The sequence below is a fragment of the Psychrobacter sp. CoH-33_TS_01 genome (assembly GCF_058189395.1).
Window position 1 is genome coordinate 2,494 of sequence record NZ_JBVGQI010000016.1, and the last position, 20,240, is coordinate 22,733.

Here is a 20,240-nt window from a genome sequence, read left to right on the forward strand (position 1 = left end):
CAGGCAACAATGTTGCGTTTGCTTTAAGCAAAGACTTGCAATTAAATAGTGTCACTACCGGCAATACGGTGATTAATAATGCAGGCGTTACCACAGACAAAGTGACTGTGGGTAATGTTGTGATTGATAAAACCACAAACAAGATCAGTGGTGTAGAAGCAGGTACTGATGCAAAAGATGTCGTAAACAAAGGTCAATTAGACAACCTAGCCGACGGCGCTGTGCAATATGAGCGCGATCCTATTACGAACGCTATCAATTACAACAAAGTCATTTTAGCAGGTACGCCTGCCGTCATTGGCAAAGATGCTAATGGCAATAACATTGTCATCAGTGGCGGCACTAGTCTTGGCAATGTAGCCAATGGGGTAAAAGCCTCTGATGCGGTGAATAAAGGTCAATTAGACTCAGCGCAAAATGCCCTAACGAATGCAGGCTTAAGCTTTGCAGGTGATAGTGGTACGAATGTTAAGCGCAAACTTGGTGAGACCTTAAATATCACTGGCGGCGCAAAAGCTCCCTTAACGACTGGCAACATTGGTGTGGTTGCCAATGGTAAAGATGGTCTACTCGTGCAACTTGCTAAAGACATCGATCTTGGTGCAGATGGCAGCGTGAAGACTGGTAACACAGTGACCAATAATGAAGGCGTTAAAGTAGATGACGGCAAAGGTAATAGCACTACTATTACTACTGCTGGCACCAATGTTGTCGATGATGAAGGCAACAGCGCTGACTACACTGCAACGGGTTCTGAGCTGGCTGATAAAGATGGCAACACCAATATCAGTACGGCTAAGGGCAATACCATCACTAACGGCGACAACGTGACCACCATCACTGGTAAAGGCACTAATGTCGTTGATAATGCAACTGGTAACAGTGCTGACTATGGCGCTAATGGCTTTATTGCCACTGACGCAGCAGGTAACACTACCATCTTTAACCAAGGCGGTGTCAGCTTCATTGATGGTACAGGTATGCAGACAGGCCCAAGCATCAGTGTCGGTGGTCTTAATGCTGGTGGCACGGTCATTACCAATGTAGGCGATGCCGTTAAAGCAACAGATGCTGTGAACAAAGGGCAGTTAGATAAAGTTACGGCAGAAGCTAACGGTAAAACGGATGCTTTAGGCAATAGCACAGCAAACAATCTAGGCGGCGGCGCAAAATATGACCCAGATACGGGTAAAGTAAGCGCACCTTCTTATAGCTTAGATAATGGGAGTGTGAATGTAAACAATGTAGGCGATGCGCTAACCAACCTTGATGACCGTATTACCTCAAACACTGACAATATCGCTGATCTGGCTGCTGGTAAAGCAGGTCTCGTTCAGCAGCAAACTCCTACTGATAGTATTACGGTAGGAGCTGCAACCGGTGGCACTAGTGTTGACTTTACTGGTAAAGATGGCGACCGTCTGTTAACGGGTGTGGCTAACGGTACCGTAGCGGCTGGATCTAATGATGTCGTAACTGGTGACCAGCTAAACAACACTGCCGATTCTATCGTAAGCGTTATCGGTGGCAATGCCAAAAATGAAGGTGGGGTTATTACTACCACAGACATTGGTGGCACTGGTAAAAACACCATCGACGATGCCATTGCTTCTCTCAAAGACGGTGAGAATGCATCGAACGATAACATTCAAGCCAATACTGACAGACTTGACGCTGGTCTAAGCTTCGGTGCTGATAATGGTGCTGATATTAATAAGCCAATAGGCGATGGTACTGCACTTAAGTTTGAAGGTAGTGACAATATCACGACAACCACGACTGGTAGCGGCATTAAGTTTGATTTAAGTGGCAATATCAGCGTAGATAGTGTGACGACTGGCAATACCACGGTTAATAATAATGGCGTAAGCATCAAAGACGGTCCAAGCATGACGGTAGACGGTATTTATGCTGGTAATAAAACCATTACTGGCGTGGCGGATGGTATCGAGGTTAATGATGCAGTCAATCTTGGTCAATTAAATGCTCTTGACCAGAGAGTTAGCAACAGCGTCAATGAGCTGGGCTACAAGATTGGTGAAGTTGAAGATGGTGCTAATGCTGGTATTTCAGCAGCCATGGCGATGTCTTCACTGCCACAAGCTTATATCCCTGGTAAATCAATGATAGGCGGCGGTGTCGCTACTTATAACGGTCAAAGTGCCGTTGCCGTGGGTATCTCAAGAGTTTCTGATAATGGTCGTTGGGTAATTAAAGCAAATGGTACAGCAGATACGCAAGGTAATGCTGGCGGCGCAATTGGTGCAGGCTTCCATTTCTAAATCTCGTATCGTTACATTATTTGATGACAGCGCCTGTCCGCAAATGGGCAGGCGTTGTCAAATTACTCATAACATATATTAAGGAATGAATAATGAAAAAATATCTATGCCATTATGGCTTATTGGCAACGATCGCATTGCTCTTCACAGTATCTGGCTGTGCGCAAAAAAATATAACGCCAACTTGGCATTTGACACCTGGCGCGCAAAAAGGCTCTGTGAACCCTGATGACTTAGTATTCCCTGATACTAATAAAGCCTGGCAAAAAGGCGGCACTATCGTTAATCACCAAGATATCGCCAAGATTAGAGTGGGAACCACGAAAGACGAGCTGTATAAGTTAATCGGCACGCCTCATTTTAGCGAAGGTTTTAATGCTCGTGAATGGGATTATATTCTAAAATTCTATGACGCTAATAACACAGTAGAAACGTGCCAATATAAAATCATCTTTGATGACAGCTATGAGGGCAGAATACGCGACGATGAATTCTTCGCCACTGAGTTTTATTGGCAGCCGGCATCTTGTGGTAAATACGCACAGTTTAAGCGCTAAATAGATGTAACTGACAGTTCAGGAAGCAAAACATTTTATGTTTTGCTTTTTTCATGCTTGATATTTTTCTTTAAAATGGTTTAGTGGCATAACAAAATTGGACAGCTAGTGAAAGGTTATGCTAACCCAAGTAAGGAGTATAGTAATTGTTGATGGTATTAAGTGATTATAATCAATCTTTAATACCTCACTACTGAACCGCCCCGACTTTATCGGAGGTAGATTTACTTGAGTTAGGCTGCATGATTAAAAACTTCCAAGTTGGTTCTTATGTATCTAATAATATCGTGTCTATAAAAAAGACAAACTGTTATTTAAAATACCTCAACTATTCAGCTATTAGCCCTGCTTTAACACTCGATAAACCGTAGCCACCCCAACACCAACCGCCTTAGCAATCTCCTCTTTCGTCATATTATTTTGACTGGCCAATTCTCTAATACGATTGTGTTTCGTTGTATTAGGCTTCTTACCTGTGGGCTTATAGCCACTATTCGCTAACCCCTGCTTAATACGCTCTCTACGCTTATCGTTATCAAGCTTTGCCATCGTTGCTAACAAGTCGATCAGCATATGGTTAATCACTGTTAGGATCTCACCTGTCATGCCCTTACTTACCGTATGCGTAGTTGGTAGATCAGCTACCACCAATCGTAAGCCCTTGTCTTTGATGCGCTGCTTTAGAATCGCAAAATCATCTTGAGATAGCCTGCTTAATCTATCCACACTTTCGACCAGCAGAATATCGCCTTCCTCAGCATCATTGAGTAACAGAGTGAGTGCTGGTCTATCAAGCTTCGTACCACTGAAATGCTCAACGTACTCAACAAGGTTATCGTTATAGCTTTGGCTAAAGCTAATCAAGTCAGACAAGGCTCTCTTAGCGTCTTGATCCTTAGTGCTGGCTCTCACATAAATACGAACGGTCATAACGCCACCTATATTATTTAGACTTAATAACCAATGTTCATTGATAATAATAAGATATTACTATCATTTAATATTAATAACAAGTCTAATGATAGATAGAGTATCGTTTAGAGTTTTTATTTTTTAGGTATAGGCTAATGATAGGAAAAAAGCACAGCAGCCAGTCTTATAATTCAAAAGTCTGTTATAGATGGTTCCATGCTAACAGTCTGCTTTAAGTAGTCTGTTAATAGGTTTGAAAGGTAAAATAACTGGTTTCCTTGGGGTATACCCTACGATAACAGGAAATCCATCGCGGATGACAAAACCTGTTTAGCTTTTAAACAAGACGGGTTTGTCGATAGTATGTAAGATAAGTTGGAAAAGTAACTAGAGTGTAAGACTATTCATACTGGGTCTGAATCAAAGTTTTATTGTGATTAATTTCTGCTCAATATTATTCATTTGTCGCCATGATGAGTGATGGCGGCTTGTAATTTAGTTAGGAAAAATAATCTTGAGTAATAATATACGTTTGTATCATTTGTATCATTTGTATCATTTGTAGCAGAGCTTGTTCTAGGCTTCTTTACTTACACTTTTCTGTAAGTTATTTTTTAGTAAATGATCGAATATAAATGGGCCAAAAGGTAAGAGTGAGCCGAGTACGCCCGCAGGTATTGCCCAAAGAGGCATTTTCATTTTGATAGCTGAGCCTATAAGTATTATGATATAGGTAATAAACAAAATACCGTGTGCCATACCGATGTATTTCACACCTTCTGGAATATCCAGCATATATTTTAGTGGCATGGCGATGAAGAGCAATAATAAGAAAGAGGTGCCTTCTAGGTAGCCTATAAGGGTAAGACTTTTTAACGCGGTCTCTTGTTTTTTTCTAAGGCTGTGAATTTTTTCAATAGTTGGCTGAGCCTGTGACACTATATTTTCCTTTTGTTATTATCAATAAAGAATTTATGGATTATTCAATGTCTCTATAATAATGGCTCTACGCAGAGCTTTTAAGTATTGGGTTTTAAGACCTAAAATGAGTGAGTACCTATACCAGTCATACATTACCTTCCAGTTCACATTTTATAAACATACTCAAGTATAAAAAGTATTTTTCCGTATAGAGTGACTACGACGCTAGTTCATTTTGTTTGTGATAATCGGCATCAATGTGCTTATTTATTACGCTTACTTTCTAAAAATATCATGTCAATTATAATCAATGCGACACCGACACAGACACCTATATCTGCAACATTGAAAATAGGATAATTCCAGACATCAGCATAATGCACATGGATAAAGTCAACCACTTTACCAATTCTTAAACGATCGATTAAGTTGCCAATCGCACCACCGAGCATTAAGGCTAACCCCATGGACAATAGCTTGGCTGCACGTGGCGCTTTGATTAAATAAACCGTTAAAAAGATAGCCATTACAAAAGCTAAGCCTGAGAAAAACCATTTCTGCCAACCGCCAGCGTCGGCTAAAAAGCTAAATGCTGCCCCATAGTTATAAGCGAGTGTCCAGTTGAGAAATGGTTCAATGACCGGTACGGGGTCATTGAACGCTAATTTGGTTTGGGCCAACCACTTAGTCCATTGATCAAGTATTAATACCATTATCGCCAACAAATACCAGATAAAAGCGCGACTGCCATTGGCAACCATTTTTGGCATTTTATTCAACTTACCTTTAGGTGTTATCGAGTTGCCTGAGGTTACGTACATAGCTTTAGGCGTATGATTCATGGTTTTAGAGTCAATTGATTGATGAGTACTACTCACAGCTATAGGTACTTTATTGTCAGCAATATTAGTACTAGCCGATTCAACGTTATTCAATTTAGTACTATCTAATCTGTCGGTAGATTCAGTCATAGTTGTTTTCTTTATCTGTGTTTATACAATGAACAATGTTAAACGTATATGTTTTTAGTATACGACTATTAATAGCGCCACTTTTAAAAACGGCTCCACTTACCGCTCTGGTATTATGAAACTTACGGTAATAATTTTTTATTAGGGAATCTGTTGATTGATTTCAATATTAACCTGAGTCTGTTCAGCACTAATCACTATCGGATTACCCGATAAGTCGCCTGACTCTGCTATGGCATTACCGCTATGACTAATACGAGCAACGACTGCTAACTGAGTTTTGTCACTACGAGCTGAATTTAACGTGCGATCTGGCATCATCGCATCAAGATTGCTTAAGCGGATACTGGCCTCACCTTGCTCAATAACACTAATGGGTAAACGTTTGGCGGCAAACGGTGGACCTCCTTTAACGTCACGTATCGCAACAAACAACACATCATCAGCTTTCACTAACGGTAATAAATTAGCGTTAATTTTCACTGTCACGTCAATACCTTCTAGCGCTTGCTTTTCTTGCGTGCTAACGTAGTTGCTTAACTCATCTAAGCTTGCTAAAGCTTTAGTATGATCACCTGGTTTGGCCACAATGCTGCCTTGTAAGCGTTTAATCCAACCTTGCGCTTGGGCAAAGTTACTACTACGAGTCTCACCCATTGCCATGAGCATTTGAGCCCGTTCATGCTGCGGATTCTTAGCTAATATAGCTTGTAATACACGGCGAATATTGGCGTCTAACTGACCTTCATTAACGAAAAAGCTAGTCTGAGCATAAGTGGTGGCGATTTCTTCATTTTCAGGAGCTAAACGATAGGCACGAGATAAGGCTTCCAGCGCAGAATCAGTTGCCTCCATAGATAAGAAAAGCTCGGATAGGCGCATCCAGCGATTAGGATCATCAGCATTACGATGAACATTGGTTTGCATGGCGCTAATCAGTTGACGACCATCTTCAAACGCCCATGATGGCGGCTTGTCAATTTTAGCTGTCAATAGGTCGTCAGCCACTTGTCCTACTTTGTCCTCAGCTGTCCACAAATCAAACACGGGCGTACGATTGCCTATTAGTAAATACGCCATTGCAGCCAATATTGGGATCCAAGCTGCGACAATTAAACGGCTTTTGACATCAGGGGTGACCATAGGTGTTATCTGACGCTGCGCATCTAATAGCTGACGCTCAAGCTCCAGCTTTTGATTTTGATAATGGCTATTATTAATAGTACCGCTGTCTTTATCTGTTTGTAGCTCAGCTAAACGTTCGCGAAATACTGCAACATTAATATCTAGCAGTTGATTGTCTATTGGTTTGGACTGCAAACGCGGTGCTCGTAGCCATGGCATAATAGCAATCAGCGCAAATATAAGAGCAATCAGCAAGCTTAGAGTTACAAATAAGCCAAAAGTAGAAAATAGAGTCATTTTTTGTCCTCTAGGCTAGTAATGTCGTGGTCGACACTCTCAGCTTGCGATAATAGACGATCAAGCTCAGCCTTTTCCGTAGAGGTCAAGGCAGCAGTACTGTTCACTGTGACGCCGCTTTGACCACGGGCAACAACTTGGCGACGCTTACTTTGCCAAAACCAACCAATAATTAAGACGAGCAATAATAGTGGTGGAAAAAACCATAGGATCCATGTTGATGGTCGCATAGGCGGCTTGTAGCTAATAAAGTCACCGTAGCGCTCTTGCATATAGACGCGTATTTCAGCATCACTACGTCTATCTTTAATTAAATCATAGACTTTTTGCTTTAGATCCTGTGCAATCGGTGCATCAGAGGCTGCAAGGTTTTGATTTTGGCATTTTGGGCAGCGAAACTCTTCTATTAATCCACGATACTGAGCTTCTTGCTGTGGTGAGTCAAAATCGTATACGTCAATAGCTGCGTTTGCCGTCATGTTAAGCAGACACGCTAGTATTAAGCTTGCTAGTTTTAAAACTATATTGGGTTTTAGTTGAGGAGCTCTTATTCGAATAACGTTCATTTGCACATCTCCTCAACCTGAATGAGATCAGGACTATCGTTGTTCTTATTAGCCTCATTAAGTACGGTCAGGCACGGCTTAACACGCTGTTGCCAATTGGCTTCATTAACCTCACCAACAATATGCTGACGAATGATGCCATCTCCATCCACAACAAAGGTTTCGGGCGCACCAGTTATGCCTAAGTCTAGAGCAAACTGACCCAATGAATCCTGAATAGACATAGAAAATGGATCACCGCCTCGGTTTAAGTAACTGAGCGCATTACCAATCTCATCCTTATAATTCACACCAACGATATCAACGCCGCGCTCTTCTAGTTGCATTAAAAACGGATGCTCAATAACGCAAGTTGGGCACCATGAGCCCCAAACATTAAGTAAAAACGGCTTATCCGGCAAATTATCATTGGTGATAGTACGGGTAGTATCTGCTAATAACGGCAGCTCAAAGGTAGGAACCGGACGCTCAAGAGCGGTATTGGTCACAATGTCTGTTGGTTTACCTAAGCGCATGTACAATATAACTACCAAACCAAAAAAGAGGATAAGCGGAATTAAGAACCATAGCTTCGTCTGCTTTTTTTTCATTGTCTTTGGGTTACGCTGCTTACTGTTTTGGCTATCTTTTTGCTCAGGAGTATTATTCGACATAGTCATTTATTTCTCCTTTAGTGTCGACATCGTCGATGCTGAGATTGCCTGTTCAATAGCTACCTCATTGACTCCATCAGTAGCCAGATCACCAGTAACTAGCAATGGAGCTTTAACTTTTTTGATGCGGTATCGTTTATCAAGCATGCTAATTAATCCACCTAGAGCCATGATAATTGCCCCTAACCAAATCCAGCGAATTAATGGTTTTACATAAATCCTTAATGCCCATTGGTTACTACCATCGGCAATAGGTTCGCCCAGTGCGACATAAACATCGCGCATAAGATTGGGGTCAATAGCGGCCTCAGTTGTTGGCATAGTGCTGATAATATACGTACGTTTTTCAGGATATAGCGTTGCCACTTCTTGGCCATTCTTAGTCACTACAACCTCAGCTTGCGTTGCATCAAAGTTACTCCCCTTTATTTCAAAAAATTCAGTTACTTCAAAATCGTAACCTTGAACATTGACTGTATCGCCAATACCCATTGCTACGTCACGCTCAATACTCAAGCTACTAGTAAAGGCTATGCCAATGACAGCAACCAATACGCCAATATGAGCAGTCTGTTGACCCCAATAGCTCAGACGCAACTGCCGCAAACCGTTAAAAAGATTAGGCGCATTCTTAGTTTTATCTTTAAAATCAACTGCCATCCATAGCAGTACCCAAAAGCTAACGGCTAAAGTCACACCAATATTAAGCATAGACGATGGATTAACAAAGTAAGTAATAATGGCGGCTAATACTAAGCTACTAACGGCGATGACCATGCCTATACCCAGTAGTGGACGGGTGTCTTTTTTCCAGCGAATATTTGAGCCCATACCCATAGCTATTAATAACAGCCACGTTAAAGGTACAAATAATGCATTAAAATAAGGAGGGCCGACGGACACTTGTCCTAAACCAAAGGCATCAGCGATAATAGGATAGAGGGTGCCGAGCAACACCACTAAGGTTGCAATCAAAATGATGGCGTTGTTGATCACTAAAAAGGACTCACGTGAAATCAGCTGATATTGACTTTCAACGGTTAAACGCCAACCGCGAACGGCAAACATCAATAGACCACTACCGATGATAATGCCAAGAATAGCTAAGATAACCAAACCACGCGTCGGATCAGCGGCAAACGAATGCACTGAGGTAAGGACTCCAGAGCGTACCAGGAACGTGCCAAGCAAGCTTAAGGCAAAGGCGAAAATAGCCAGCATGATGGTCCATGCTTTAAACACCCCGCGCTTTTCAGTGACTGCTAATGAATGCAGCAATGCTAAGCCGACAAGCCAAGGCATAAACGAGGCGTTCTCTACCGGATCCCAAAACCACCAACCGCCCCAGCCAAGCTCGTAGTAGGCCCACCACGAGCCCAGTGCAATACCAATGGTCAAAAATCCCCAAGCCGCGAGCGCCCATGGACGTGACCAGCGTGTCCAAGCAGCATCTAAACGCCCTTCCCACAATGCCGCCATACAAAATGCAAAAGGCACTACCATACCCACATAGCCCATATATAACATGGGCGGATGAATAATCAGACCGAAATCTTGTAGGACGGGATTTAAATCAGCGCCATCGACCGCTAGATTGGGTAAGGTACGCTCAAACGGTGACGAGGTAAATATCAGCATTGTTAGCATCATTAACTGTACACCGGCCAAAATAACTAGTACCCGCGCACGCATTGATAACGGCAAGCCGCGACTAAAGTATGATACCAGTGCACACCATGTGGCCATGATGGTCATCCATAGCAGCAAAGAGCCCTCGTGTCCGCCCCATGTCGCCGATAACTTATAGTACCAAGGCAACAGCGTATTGGAATGCTGCGCGACGTAACTGAGGCTAAAATCATTATAATAAAAACCTGCTATCAAAGCGCCAAATGACGTTATCATGGCGGCAAACTGTGCCCAAGCTAAGCTAGGGGCTAGTCGTTGCCAAGCAACTTGGTTACGAATAACACCAATAGTTGGCAGAATTACCTGCAATAACGCCAATACAAAAGCGGTAAGCAAGGCAAAATAGCCCAATTCTGTAATCAACATACGGTCTAACCTTATTTACTCTAATGCGGTTGCAGTTTACTGTAGCGGTGGAATTTTTATTATTAGAACCCACCCCCGAAATCTGCTGCTATCTCTAGTTTTTAATTGATTTCGAAGGGTTTTATTTAACTACTTTAGGCGCAGTTACCATTGGAGGCGCTCCTTTAAAGCGCAGTAAACGTAACGCATTGAGAGTAACGAGCACTGTTGCTCCAGCATCAGCTAGAACCGCAATCCATAGTCCAGTAATGCCGAATACGGTCGTGATCAGAAAGACGCCTTTGAGACCTAAAGCGAAAATGACGTTCTGATGAATGTTGCGCATGGTGGCACGCGAAAGTGCAATCAGATGAGCCATGTCTGTAACCCGACTTTTCAATAATGCGATATCGGCCGTCTCAATGGCCACATCGGTACCACCACCCATCGCGATGCCAACATCAGCGGTTGCTAGTGCTGGCGCATCGTTAATACCATCACCCACCATCGCTATTTTGCTGTTATTCTTCATCTCGTTAAGCAAGCGCAGTTTGTCCTCAGGCAACAGCTCAGCTTCCCATTCCACGTCTAAATTACTGGCAAGTGCTTGAGCGGTTAAGCGGTTGTCGCCTGTTAGCATGACGGAGCGCACACCCATCGCTTTAAGTTGAGCCACACCTTCATGAGCGTCGTCTCGTAACTCGTCTCTTAGTGCGACCAATCCAAGCACTTCTCGACTTTGCTCATCGAAAAGAACTGAGACGGTCTTGCCCTCATTTTGCAGCGCCTCGATTTGTGCCTGTTGCTCGGCTGAAATTGATGCCTCATCTGCGGCATAAACAGGCGAACCGATAGCTAGCGCGCGCCCAGCGATAGTTGCGTGTACCGCTTTACCCGCAGTAGCAGAAGCTTTAGAAGCCACAGGTATGACAACTTTGGCGGCTTTGGCATGACTGACAATGGCTTCAGCAAGCGGGTGACTAGAACCTGTCTCCACACTGGCAAAGAGCGCCAATACCTTATCTTTACCTTGAGAACCCTGATCCTGAGAATCCTGACCTTGAACACTTGAATACTCTTGTGTAATGTCAACAACATCGGTCACGCGTGGTTTGCCTTCAGTTAAAGTGCCTGTCTTGTCAAAAGCGACTGTCTTCACTTGGCCGATGGTTTCTAAAGCACTACCGCCCTTGATCAGCAAGCCGCGGCGCGCACCGACCGCTAGACCAGAGGCGATAGCAGCTGGTGTTGAGAGCACAAGAGCACAAGGACAAGCGATCAATAATAAGGCTAGACCTCGATATAACCAAGTTGACCAATCTCCGCCCATGGTTAACGGTGGGACGATGATAATTAGGGCGGCAATAGCCATCACAGCCGGTGTATAGTAACGACTGAATTTCTCAATAAAACGGGCAGTGGGTGCTTTGGAAGCTTGCGCTTGCTCTACCAAATCAATAATGCGCGAAATAGTGTTATCGGCGGCTGTCTTTTCTACGCGCACTTGGAGCACACCATCGATGTTAATTGACCCTGCAAATACATTGTCACCCATCGTCTTGGCAACAGGAACAGACTCTCCCGTCACGGGCGAATCATCAAGGCTGGACGCACCTTGAACAATGGAACCATCAGCAGATACCCTATCTCCAGGACGCACCAGCACAAGGTCATTCACTTGTAGTGAAGTCGCTGGAACGTTACGCTGCCCACCTTGAGCATCAAGTAAAATCGCACTTTTCGGAACCAGCGATGATAAGGCTCTGATGCCAGCGCGAGCGCGATCAGCAGCGATACTCTCAAACAGTTCACCGATTGAGAACAAAAAGACAACCGCTGCGGCCTCTTCAGCTTCACCAATGATAAGTGCGCCAAGCACGGCGACGGACATCAGCGTTTCAATTGAAAAGAATGAACCTGTTTTAGCCAGTGCTAAGGCTTTGCGTGCAAATGGAAAAACGCCTACAATCACAGCGATGGCAAACACCCATATCCCATAAGCGGGGAACAGTAGTGACAGTGCATAAGCGCTGCCCATCAAAATACCGAGACCAACAACCTGTTTGCCTTTTTGAGTTTGCCACCACCGCTTATCCTGCGGAGCCATCTGATTGTCGCTGTCAATATCAATAGCCGATACAGTTTGTTGACCAGTATTGGCAGATATACCGAACCCTAGGCTTTTGATGGTTTTTTCGATATCACTAGCCTGAGTCGGCGCACCAGGGGCTAAATTTAGCTCTAGCGTTTCTGTAGCGAAATTCAGCTGAACATCAGAAACCCCAGGCATACGTTTCAAAGCTGTTTCAATCTTGCCGATGCAACTGGCACAGTCCATACCTTCAATATGATATTTCATAATAATTTACCCTTTGAATAATGATATTATGAACCCTCTAGTGGCTTTAGAGTCAAGGTTATTCATCTACAGTTTCGTAATTTTAATTTCTCTAGCGCCAGTCTTTACAGCCACTTTAATCATTTAAATCATAGAGGTTGTTATGACAATCAAAATTGGTGAGCTCGCTAAACGCACAGGTGCCACAGTGGAAACCATTCGCTATTACGAAAAGGAGCACTTATTACCTGAGCCTTCTCGCAGCGCAGGGAATTATCGTTTATATAATGAAGAGCACATTGAACGTCTACAATTTATCCTACACTGCCGTACGCTTGACATGGCTTTAGACGAAGTAAGAATCTTACTTGAATACTGGGAGGAACCTGATAAAGACTGTGGTGATGTGAACTCATTACTAGATAAGCAAATTTATGCTGTAGAAATACGAATGGAAGAATTGATGCACTTAAAGCAGCACTTGACTGTTTTGCGTCAGAAATGTGCAAGTAGTGCACCAGCAGTATCATGTGGCATCTTAAACGCGCTGGTCGATAATTCCTGTCATGAGTAATGATATCAGTAGTGTTCATTTCTAACTGATCAAATCATGAAAGGTTAAATACACCCTGATGTTAAGCACAAAAAAACCCAGCAATGATATTAAGATCACTACTGGGGTTGGAGGAAATAATAACTATGTTGTGCTGACTTATCAGGTCTTATTTATCATTCATAGCAAGGTAGATATTTCGATCTGATGCGGATGCGTCATCCACGTATTTTGAATCACGCCATGTGGTATAAGCATAGACACCACTGTATGGGCTGATGCTGTTCTGACGGAAATCAGAAATCCAGTTTTCGCCATCAAAGATTTGGATATGGCCATGTGGACGCTTTGATGAGCGATCATAGACAATAACATCACCTACTTGGGTTGGCATATCATTACTGATTTTGCTAAAACCTGCTTTATCAAGCGTGCCACGAGTGGCGTACTGATAGGCTGAAGGATTGGGGGTGAACTCATAACCTGCTGATTGTAGTGCTTTACGTACGTAACGGGCACAGTATCCAGAGCTACCAGATAGAGCCACTCGTGAAGCACGAGCAGCAGCGATAGCGGGGGCTGAATTGCTATCAGGAACTGTATTGACTTGCTGCTGTTGTTTTTCAGCGTATAAGCGGCTGTTTAATGATGAAAGCCGACTCTCTTTTTGCTTAGCCTGCGCACTTAGGTTGCTAATAGCTTGACTGATTTCGTCATTACTAGAAACATAAGCACCACTGCTAGTGCTATAGATGTTTTTTGATGAACCGTAGTTTGATGCCACAGAAGTATTGGTGATGGTATTATTTGTTTGAGAGATTGTGATAGCAGCACCACTCGTTTGTGCTATGCCCATACCCAGTACTGACAAAATCAATAAAGCCTGTTTCATAAATCTAATACCTACGGTTAATTCAAAATGGTCTGTTATCAACAACAGCGCAGTCAATTAAATTTCAACAACTCAAGTATATATACGTCATAGTGACTGATACTTCTGCTGCATATTATTCATATAAAAAATGATTATTGGCGATCACAGCACATCATTGAAGTCTTACGAAGCTGTTGCAAATCAAGCTGCTGGCCAAAACACAAAGCCGACTTTAGCATAGGCTGTTTAGCCTGTCATCACCCTTAAAAACCCCAAAAATACTTTTTTGATGTTGAAAAAATTGCTAATATTCCACATTTTACAATGTAAGTTTGTGTAACATATACAGAATATAGCTGACTAAATTGACAACAATTTCTACTGTTTTATAAGCAAAAAAACGTCTGAGGGTTAAATCTAAATTATAGATTTAACCCTCAGACGTTTTTTTATTGGATGAAGTAATTACCCTATATAGGGTCTAACTAATTATTAAGATAATATAATAATTTATAATATTAATATAGATATAGATGTTAATTCCCTACTGGCTTATGTAATATTACGTAATTGTTTCGATACATCCTGTATATTCTTGTATTAACCCTTAATTATTTATCTATTTTAAGGGTTAATAACCGATAAATCCGCTTACATTGTCATCAAAAGTTACAAATTCAAAGTTATTTTTGCTTTTAAAGTCGCAATAGCTAATGATTTTTTTGATGAAGAATCATTTTATAAGCAATAGAACAGTCTTATACCTGCCTCATTTACTTTTAACGCTAACACTATAATCAAAGTATTCTTAACTGCTAACACACTATAATTGCTGCTCTACCGATTCAATATCAGCATAAACTTGGGTCGTCCCGTCTTTATTGAGCTGCATAACCTGATAGGGCATGAATTTATTTTGATACTCCATACCTGGGCTACCAACAGGCATGCCAGGTACGGCAAGACCCATAGCTTGTACTGGCGGATTTTCTAAGAACTGCGCCATATACTTAGCAGGTACATGACCTTCAAAGACGTAATCATCAGTAGTGACTACAGTATGGCAAGAACGCATCTCAGTTGGAACGCTGTAGCGCTCTTTAAATACGGCTAAGTCCGCAACATCTTGCGCGGTTGCACTTAGACCATTATCTTCTGCATGACTTATCCATTCTTTACAGCAGCCGCAATTGGCATCTTTATAGACCGTAGCTGAGACGTTTTTTAGTAGGTCTGGTTTACTTACTGACCTTGTCATCATGTGAGCACTTTTAGCGTTTGGTTCATCTTCCTTTAAAGTGATAGCTGTTGCATTTTCGGTTGTTACTGATGTTGTGTTTGCATCAGATACGCCACTACTCGGTTGGCTACAAGCAAATAGTGATGAGGCGGCAAGTAACACCAGCGTACCACGCAACCCCTTAGACAGATGACGATTGAATATAAGACTGGATTTTATTTTTAAGGGGGTCATAGTGCTCTCTCATGTACTGTAGATATTGTGAGCTATAGAAGGTCAAGTAACACTTCATATCGTTTGGTAATGTAGCATAATAACCCATCAAACGGGGTACGTAAATTTATACATTGAGCAGTGCGGACTGGTATCATAAGCAGTTTTTATTTTGAAATGCTGCCTGTAGTATTAACGGGTCTATCTGAGTTTTGGATTTTGATTAAAAATTCAAGGCTCATAATTTTGGATAATTTGCGATGCACCTGTCTACTATTAGTCTACAAAAGCGTTTGAGTACTCACTTAAATCAATTACCGCTATGGCTTACGCTAGTAGCAGCATGGCTTGCAGGGGCTATTTTTTTATTTGCATTATCGCCTTATGGGTTCTGGCCGCTAGCAATAGTGTCACCAGCGATTTTATATGCGCTGTTGGTGCCAAATATGAGTGGTCGTCGCGCTTTTATTATCGGTGAAGCTTACGGTATGGGGCTATGGTGCGTCGGCGGCTTTTGGCTCTATACTGCTATCCATGATTATAGCGATACACCAACGTGGCTCGCATTGATTATGATTGGATTGATGGGTCTCGGTATGGGACTGTTTCATGGATTTTTAGCACTAGCCTTTAACCGTATGGTAGGCAAACAACCCTTTTCATTTGCTGCTCTTTGGGTGCTACAAGAATGGTTAAAAACTTGGTTATTCACAGGCTTTCCGTGGCTGTTTGTTGGTTATGCATTTACTGAAGAGTATTGGTTATCGTCCTTAGCACCCGTTGCTGGTGTTTTTGCCGTCTCTTTTGTTGCCATACTATTGGCTGCAAGTTTAGTAGAGCTACTGCTTCGGCGCAGTAGTTATGCCATCGTTTCTGTACTGTTATTAGCCATTAGCACATCATTATGGCTGGTCAATCCGCAATGGACAAAACCTAAGGGCACACCTGATCTGTCAGTGTCATTGATTCAAGGTAATATTTCACAAGATATAAAGTGGCTGACTAAGTATCAAGTAGAAACGCTAAAGATTTATGCGAAGTTAACACGCACTGAGTGGGGACGTGATGTTGTGGTGTGGCCTGAATCATCTATTCCTATGTTTCAGGATGAGGCTGCGGGCTTTATTAGTGAAATGATAGAAATGGCTAATGCGACCAATACGACATGGATAACTGGTATCCCTTATAAGGATAAAGCGGCATTCAATGCCAGTACGGATAAGTATCCCCCATTTTACAATAGCGTGATTGCTCGAGGTGTAGAAGCGGAAGGCCTATACAAGAAGCAGCGTCTGGTGCCTTTTGGAGAGTATATTCCATTTGAAGGCGTGCTCGATATTTTCCCAAGTTTGGCCGGTAGTCAGGATATTAAGAGCTATAGTCGTGGTAGTGATCAGCAGTCACCTCTAAAGGTGCGTGGACACAATATAGGGACGGCTATCTGTTATGAGGTAGCTTATCCAGATACCACGCGTAAAAATGCCATCGATACTGACTTTTTGTTGACGGTCTCTAACGATGCCTGGTTTGGCACTTCAGCAGGACCATTGCAACATTTGCAAATGGTACAAATGCGCGCGCTTGAGAACGGGCGCTGGTTTATTCGAGCGACCAATACTGGTGTTACCGCTATCATTAACCATAAAGGTCGTATTGTAGAACGCGCACCGCAGTTTGAGCGTACTGTACTACGTGGTGAGATACAGGCACGGGTTGGTAACACTCCCTTTATGCTTATGGGAAATTATCCTATCTTGATAATAATAACTCTGTTATTACTACTAAGCTATTTTGGCAAAGGTCTAACCACACTTAGAGGACGAGGGTAATAGTAAACTTAATTATAATAATTTAATCAGCGTAAGTTTTTTATTTTTTCTAGGTAACGTCCTAACGCACGTAAATATAAAAGTTTTAAACTATTGATCACATAAGAACTGATTGAAAAAATTATGTCGACATAAAGCACGCGCCTCATACTTAAAAAGAGATAGCTATATACGGTCTATCATCTTTTAGTTGATACTTTCATTTAATGCACGCGATTTTTGATTGTCATCTGCCTTAATACCAAATTCAATAGTTGCATGTTGTATATTCTGATGCGCCAAATCTTCCTTAATATTTTCTTTCATAATAAGAGTCTCTTCTAATGTCACATCGCTCTTCGGTACGATATGAACTGTCAGAGCATTCTCAGTGGTACTCAAGGCCCAGATGTGCAGATGATGAAAGTTTTGAATAAATTTATAGCTCTCTAAGATAGCAGTGATTTTACTGAGATCAACATTTTGAGGTACTCCGTCAATAGCAAGCTTGATACTCTCTTTTAGTAGACCCCAAGTCGATAACAGTATCACGACTGAAATAATCAAGCTAACTAGAGGATCAACGATATTCCAACTTGTATAGTAAATAATAATGCCCGAGATAACGACACCTACAGAGACCAATGCATCTACCATTAGATGCAAGAAAGCACCTTTAACATTAATATCGTCTTTTTGACCTTTGTAGAATGCAAAAGCAGAAACAGTATTTATAAATACACCTATTAGAGCTGTAATAATAATAACTTTTCCTGCAACTTCCGGTATGGTATCAAATCGACCCAAGGCCTCATACGCAATACCTATAACGATTGTAACTAACAATATGGCGTTAATAAGAGAAGCCATTATAGAAGCTTTTTTGTAGCCATAGGTATAAAGCGTAGTAGATGCTTTCTGTGCTAATTTCATTCCAATTAACGAGATTATTAAACTGGCAACATCACTTAAGTTGTGGCTAGCGTCTGCGATTAAAGCTAATGAATTAGTTGAGTAGCCCACTATGAACTCGATGAGCGTAAATGCAGAATTTAGACCAATTCCAATATAGAAAGCCTTATTCATATTTTTAGGGTTTGGAGCTTGGTGACTGTGGTTATCTGAATTACTCATAATTTACCCTTGTTTAGGTTGCTGCATTTTATTAAAGGTAGAAAATAATTTTATTGCATATCTTCTATATTGCACAGTCAATATTGCTCTAATACCGTAGACACACTTATTGTTATCAATAAACTGAGCCACAACTGGATTGTATGTCCTATCTCTCCTTGGGCGAAAAAAGCGGCTTTTACTGTAATCTAACTGGCTTACGTAAGCTTCTTATTTTCACGTTCAAGCTCTTTAGTATGTGTAGCTTAGTCTTGAATGTTGGTTAGTATGGTTTCATTAGTGCGCTTTTTATGACATGACCACAATGTTCCAAAAGTAGATTCTATTTTCAGTACTATAACTTGAATGGTTGACCACATAGAGGTGTAATCGTTTAATGCTTCAATCAGCATGCGAACGGCGCGTTTTTTAATCTCAGGAGTGTAGGTTTGTCTTTTCATTGTCGTATTCTCTCAGAAAGTTGAGTCTCCGACAATCTCGGGGCGGTTCAGAATAATGATGGGGCTAGAAGCCCCTTATATTTTGTGTAACTTAAATCGTTATTGAGTACGCTTTGATTAAGGGCAATATACCTTAGCACTGCTAACCGTTTTTGGTTCTATTATATGGTACTGATATAGGAAACAGTGCTTGTTTTGCCATGGGCATTTTTTTTGCAGCTTGCTTCTACGTCTGGCTTAAGAAAACAAGCATCTGATGATACTAGAAAGGTACACAGCGTTCGATGATATATATAGTTTTTTGAGTTTTTTATACATATCCTTTTTTTAGGTATAAAAAATCCGATTTTTTATATCTATCGTTCAACCAACTTTTCATCAATCATTTCAGTCAACAGCTCAGTAACCGTTTTTCGGCTTTCAAGCGCGTACCGTTTGAGCGCAATGTGTTTATCTTCATCTAGATTAAAATTCACGCGTACCGTCTTTTTGGGACTGTCCGTCACATCCGATAGAGCTAACTGATCCTTAACGTTCTTACTAGGGCGACCTGCTGATAAACTCATGACCTACTCCTCACCAAAAAATATTTGAATCTCACTGACCAATGCGGTTATCTCTTGTATCGCATTGCTATTAGGCGATTCGGTATCAAATACTGTCTTACCAAGGGCAGCACTATTAGGATAAGCAACTCGCTGCATCACTCTGGTCTCTAATACCGGAAGATTATAATCAAGCAGCGCGGTTGCCACCTCTTTACCAATATTGGTATTTTGAATGGCGCGTGATACGACAAAGGCCGCCTTTAGTTGGCCATCCATCATCTCAATACGTTGCTGTACTAAATCAACCAAATCACTGGTTGCCCAGATATCATAAGGACTCGGCTGCACCGGAATCAATATAAAATCAGCCGCCTTTATAGCAGAAATAGCCAGACTAGTAGCTTGCGGCGATCCATCGATCACCACGTAATCTTTATCAGAAACGCTTTTTAAATCTTTATCAAGTGTTGGTCTATCAAGCCCGATCACTGGTACCGGATTGTCTTCATCAACCGCTCTCCAGTCACGCGCACTGCCCTGCTGGTCGCTATCCACCAACAAAACACTATGACCTTTTAGTTGTAAGCCACGAGCCAAATGCGTTGCGATGGTAGTCTTACCGCTACCACCCTTTTGATTTAATACCGCGATTACCTTCATAAATACAGATCCCTGTAGTATGTATTGAGTATATAAGTATATAAGTATATAAGTATATAAGTATATAAGTATATAAGTATATAAGTATATAAGTATATAAGTATATAAGTATAA

18 protein-coding genes are annotated in these 20,240 nt (G+C 41.8%); 4 read left to right on the forward strand and 14 right to left on the reverse strand.

Annotated features, from left to right (window positions below; all coding sequences use genetic code 11):
- Both ACZ2XM_RS15145 and ACZ2XM_RS15150 read left to right on the forward strand, forming a co-directional pair.
- Positions 1–2,282: YadA family autotransporter adhesin (locus tag ACZ2XM_RS15145; protein WP_490589822.1), on the forward strand; the 2,282-nt coding region annotated here is incomplete at its 5' end.
- A gap of 92 nt (positions 2,283–2,374) precedes the next feature.
- Positions 2,375–2,839 carry an outer membrane protein assembly factor BamE gene (locus tag ACZ2XM_RS15150; RefSeq protein ID WP_238035575.1) on the forward strand — a complete coding sequence of 155 codons (465 nt, stop codon included), beginning with the start codon at positions 2,375–2,377 and terminating at the stop codon, positions 2,837–2,839.
- A gap of 339 nt (positions 2,840–3,178) precedes the next feature.
- Here ACZ2XM_RS15150 and ACZ2XM_RS15155 read toward each other — a convergent pair whose 3' ends face one another.
- The 8 genes from ACZ2XM_RS15155 to ACZ2XM_RS15190 all read right to left on the reverse strand — a co-directional run bounded on the left by ACZ2XM_RS15155 (position 3,179) and on the right by ACZ2XM_RS15190 (position 12,677).
- On the reverse strand, positions 3,179–3,769 hold the full coding sequence (locus ACZ2XM_RS15155) for a recombinase family protein (protein WP_490589823.1): 591 nt from the start codon (positions 3,767–3,769) through the stop codon (positions 3,179–3,181).
- Between the two features lie 558 nt (positions 3,770–4,327).
- On the reverse strand, positions 4,328–4,690 hold the full coding sequence (locus ACZ2XM_RS15160) for a DUF3817 domain-containing protein (RefSeq protein ID WP_087813587.1): 363 nt from the start codon (positions 4,688–4,690) through the stop codon (positions 4,328–4,330).
- A 245-nt stretch (positions 4,691–4,935) separates the two neighbouring features.
- Positions 4,936–5,643, reverse strand: coding sequence for a signal peptidase II (gene lspA, locus ACZ2XM_RS15165; protein ID WP_490589824.1), 708 nt, complete (start codon positions 5,641–5,643; stop codon positions 4,936–4,938).
- Between the two features lie 141 nt (positions 5,644–5,784).
- The gene (gene ccmI / locus ACZ2XM_RS15170; protein WP_045448072.1) at positions 5,785–7,065 is read right to left on the reverse strand and encodes a c-type cytochrome biogenesis protein CcmI; all 1,281 of its coding nucleotides are present in this window, start codon (positions 7,063–7,065) and stop codon (positions 5,785–5,787) included.
- A complete protein-coding gene (locus ACZ2XM_RS15175; protein WP_020443538.1) occupies positions 7,062–7,544 on the reverse strand; it encodes a cytochrome c-type biogenesis protein in 483 nt (160 codons plus the stop codon). The genes ccmI and ACZ2XM_RS15175 overlap by 4 nt, the downstream gene beginning before the upstream one ends.
- A gap of 83 nt (positions 7,545–7,627) precedes the next feature.
- The gene (locus ACZ2XM_RS15180; protein ID WP_045448106.1) at positions 7,628–8,221 is read right to left on the reverse strand and encodes a DsbE family thiol:disulfide interchange protein; all 594 of its coding nucleotides are present in this window, start codon (positions 8,219–8,221) and stop codon (positions 7,628–7,630) included.
- A gap of 69 nt (positions 8,222–8,290) precedes the next feature.
- Positions 8,291–10,339: a heme lyase CcmF/NrfE family subunit gene (locus ACZ2XM_RS15185; RefSeq protein WP_058368779.1), complete on the reverse strand. Its 2,049-nt coding sequence runs from the start codon at positions 10,337–10,339 to the stop codon at positions 8,291–8,293.
- Positions 10,340–10,460: 121 nt separating this feature from the next.
- Positions 10,461–12,677 (reverse strand): heavy metal translocating P-type ATPase, encoded by a 2,217-nt coding sequence (locus ACZ2XM_RS15190; protein WP_198333361.1) that lies wholly within the window; start codon positions 12,675–12,677, stop codon positions 10,461–10,463.
- A 142-nt stretch (positions 12,678–12,819) separates the two neighbouring features.
- Here ACZ2XM_RS15190 and cadR point away from each other — a divergent pair, with 142 nt between their 5' ends.
- A complete protein-coding gene (gene cadR / locus ACZ2XM_RS15195) occupies positions 12,820–13,230 on the forward strand; it encodes a Cd(II)/Pb(II)-responsive transcriptional regulator (protein WP_060492340.1) in 411 nt (136 codons plus the stop codon).
- Between the two features lie 148 nt (positions 13,231–13,378).
- On the opposite strand, the gene ACZ2XM_RS15200 is transcribed toward cadR, so the two are convergent.
- Together ACZ2XM_RS15200 and ACZ2XM_RS15205 are read right to left on the reverse strand one after the other, a co-directional pair.
- The gene (locus ACZ2XM_RS15200; protein WP_011513678.1) at positions 13,379–14,101 is read right to left on the reverse strand and encodes a CHAP domain-containing protein; all 723 of its coding nucleotides are present in this window, start codon (positions 14,099–14,101) and stop codon (positions 13,379–13,381) included.
- Positions 14,102–14,906: 805 nt separating this feature from the next.
- Positions 14,907–15,557 carry a DUF411 domain-containing protein gene (locus ACZ2XM_RS15205; RefSeq protein WP_011513677.1) on the reverse strand — a complete coding sequence of 217 codons (651 nt, stop codon included), beginning with the start codon at positions 15,555–15,557 and terminating at the stop codon, positions 14,907–14,909.
- Positions 15,558–15,796: 239 nt separating this feature from the next.
- On the opposite strand from ACZ2XM_RS15205, the gene lnt reads away from it, so the two are divergent.
- Positions 15,797–17,365: an apolipoprotein N-acyltransferase gene (lnt, locus tag ACZ2XM_RS15210; RefSeq protein ID WP_238035573.1), complete on the forward strand. Its 1,569-nt coding sequence runs from the start codon at positions 15,797–15,799 to the stop codon at positions 17,363–17,365.
- Positions 17,366–17,551: 186 nt separating this feature from the next.
- Here the strand turns inward: lnt and ACZ2XM_RS15215 are convergent, their stop codons facing one another.
- From ACZ2XM_RS15215 to parA, 4 genes are all read right to left on the reverse strand, one after another.
- The gene (locus tag ACZ2XM_RS15215; RefSeq protein ID WP_087813585.1) at positions 17,552–18,478 is read right to left on the reverse strand and encodes a cation diffusion facilitator family transporter; all 927 of its coding nucleotides are present in this window, start codon (positions 18,476–18,478) and stop codon (positions 17,552–17,554) included.
- Between the two features lie 245 nt (positions 18,479–18,723).
- Positions 18,724–18,918 (reverse strand): hypothetical protein, encoded by a 195-nt coding sequence (locus ACZ2XM_RS15220; RefSeq protein ID WP_140412949.1) that lies wholly within the window; start codon positions 18,916–18,918, stop codon positions 18,724–18,726.
- Between the two features lie 356 nt (positions 18,919–19,274).
- Positions 19,275–19,484, reverse strand: a complete 210-nt coding sequence (locus ACZ2XM_RS15225) for a plasmid partition protein ParG (protein WP_045448060.1) — start codon at positions 19,482–19,484, stop codon at positions 19,275–19,277.
- 3 nt (positions 19,485–19,487) lie between these two features.
- Complete coding sequence (gene parA / locus ACZ2XM_RS15230) at positions 19,488–20,126, reverse strand: ParA family partition ATPase (protein ID WP_198333365.1); 639 nt, start codon at positions 20,124–20,126, stop codon at positions 19,488–19,490.
- Between the last annotated feature and the right edge of the window lie 114 nt (positions 20,127–20,240).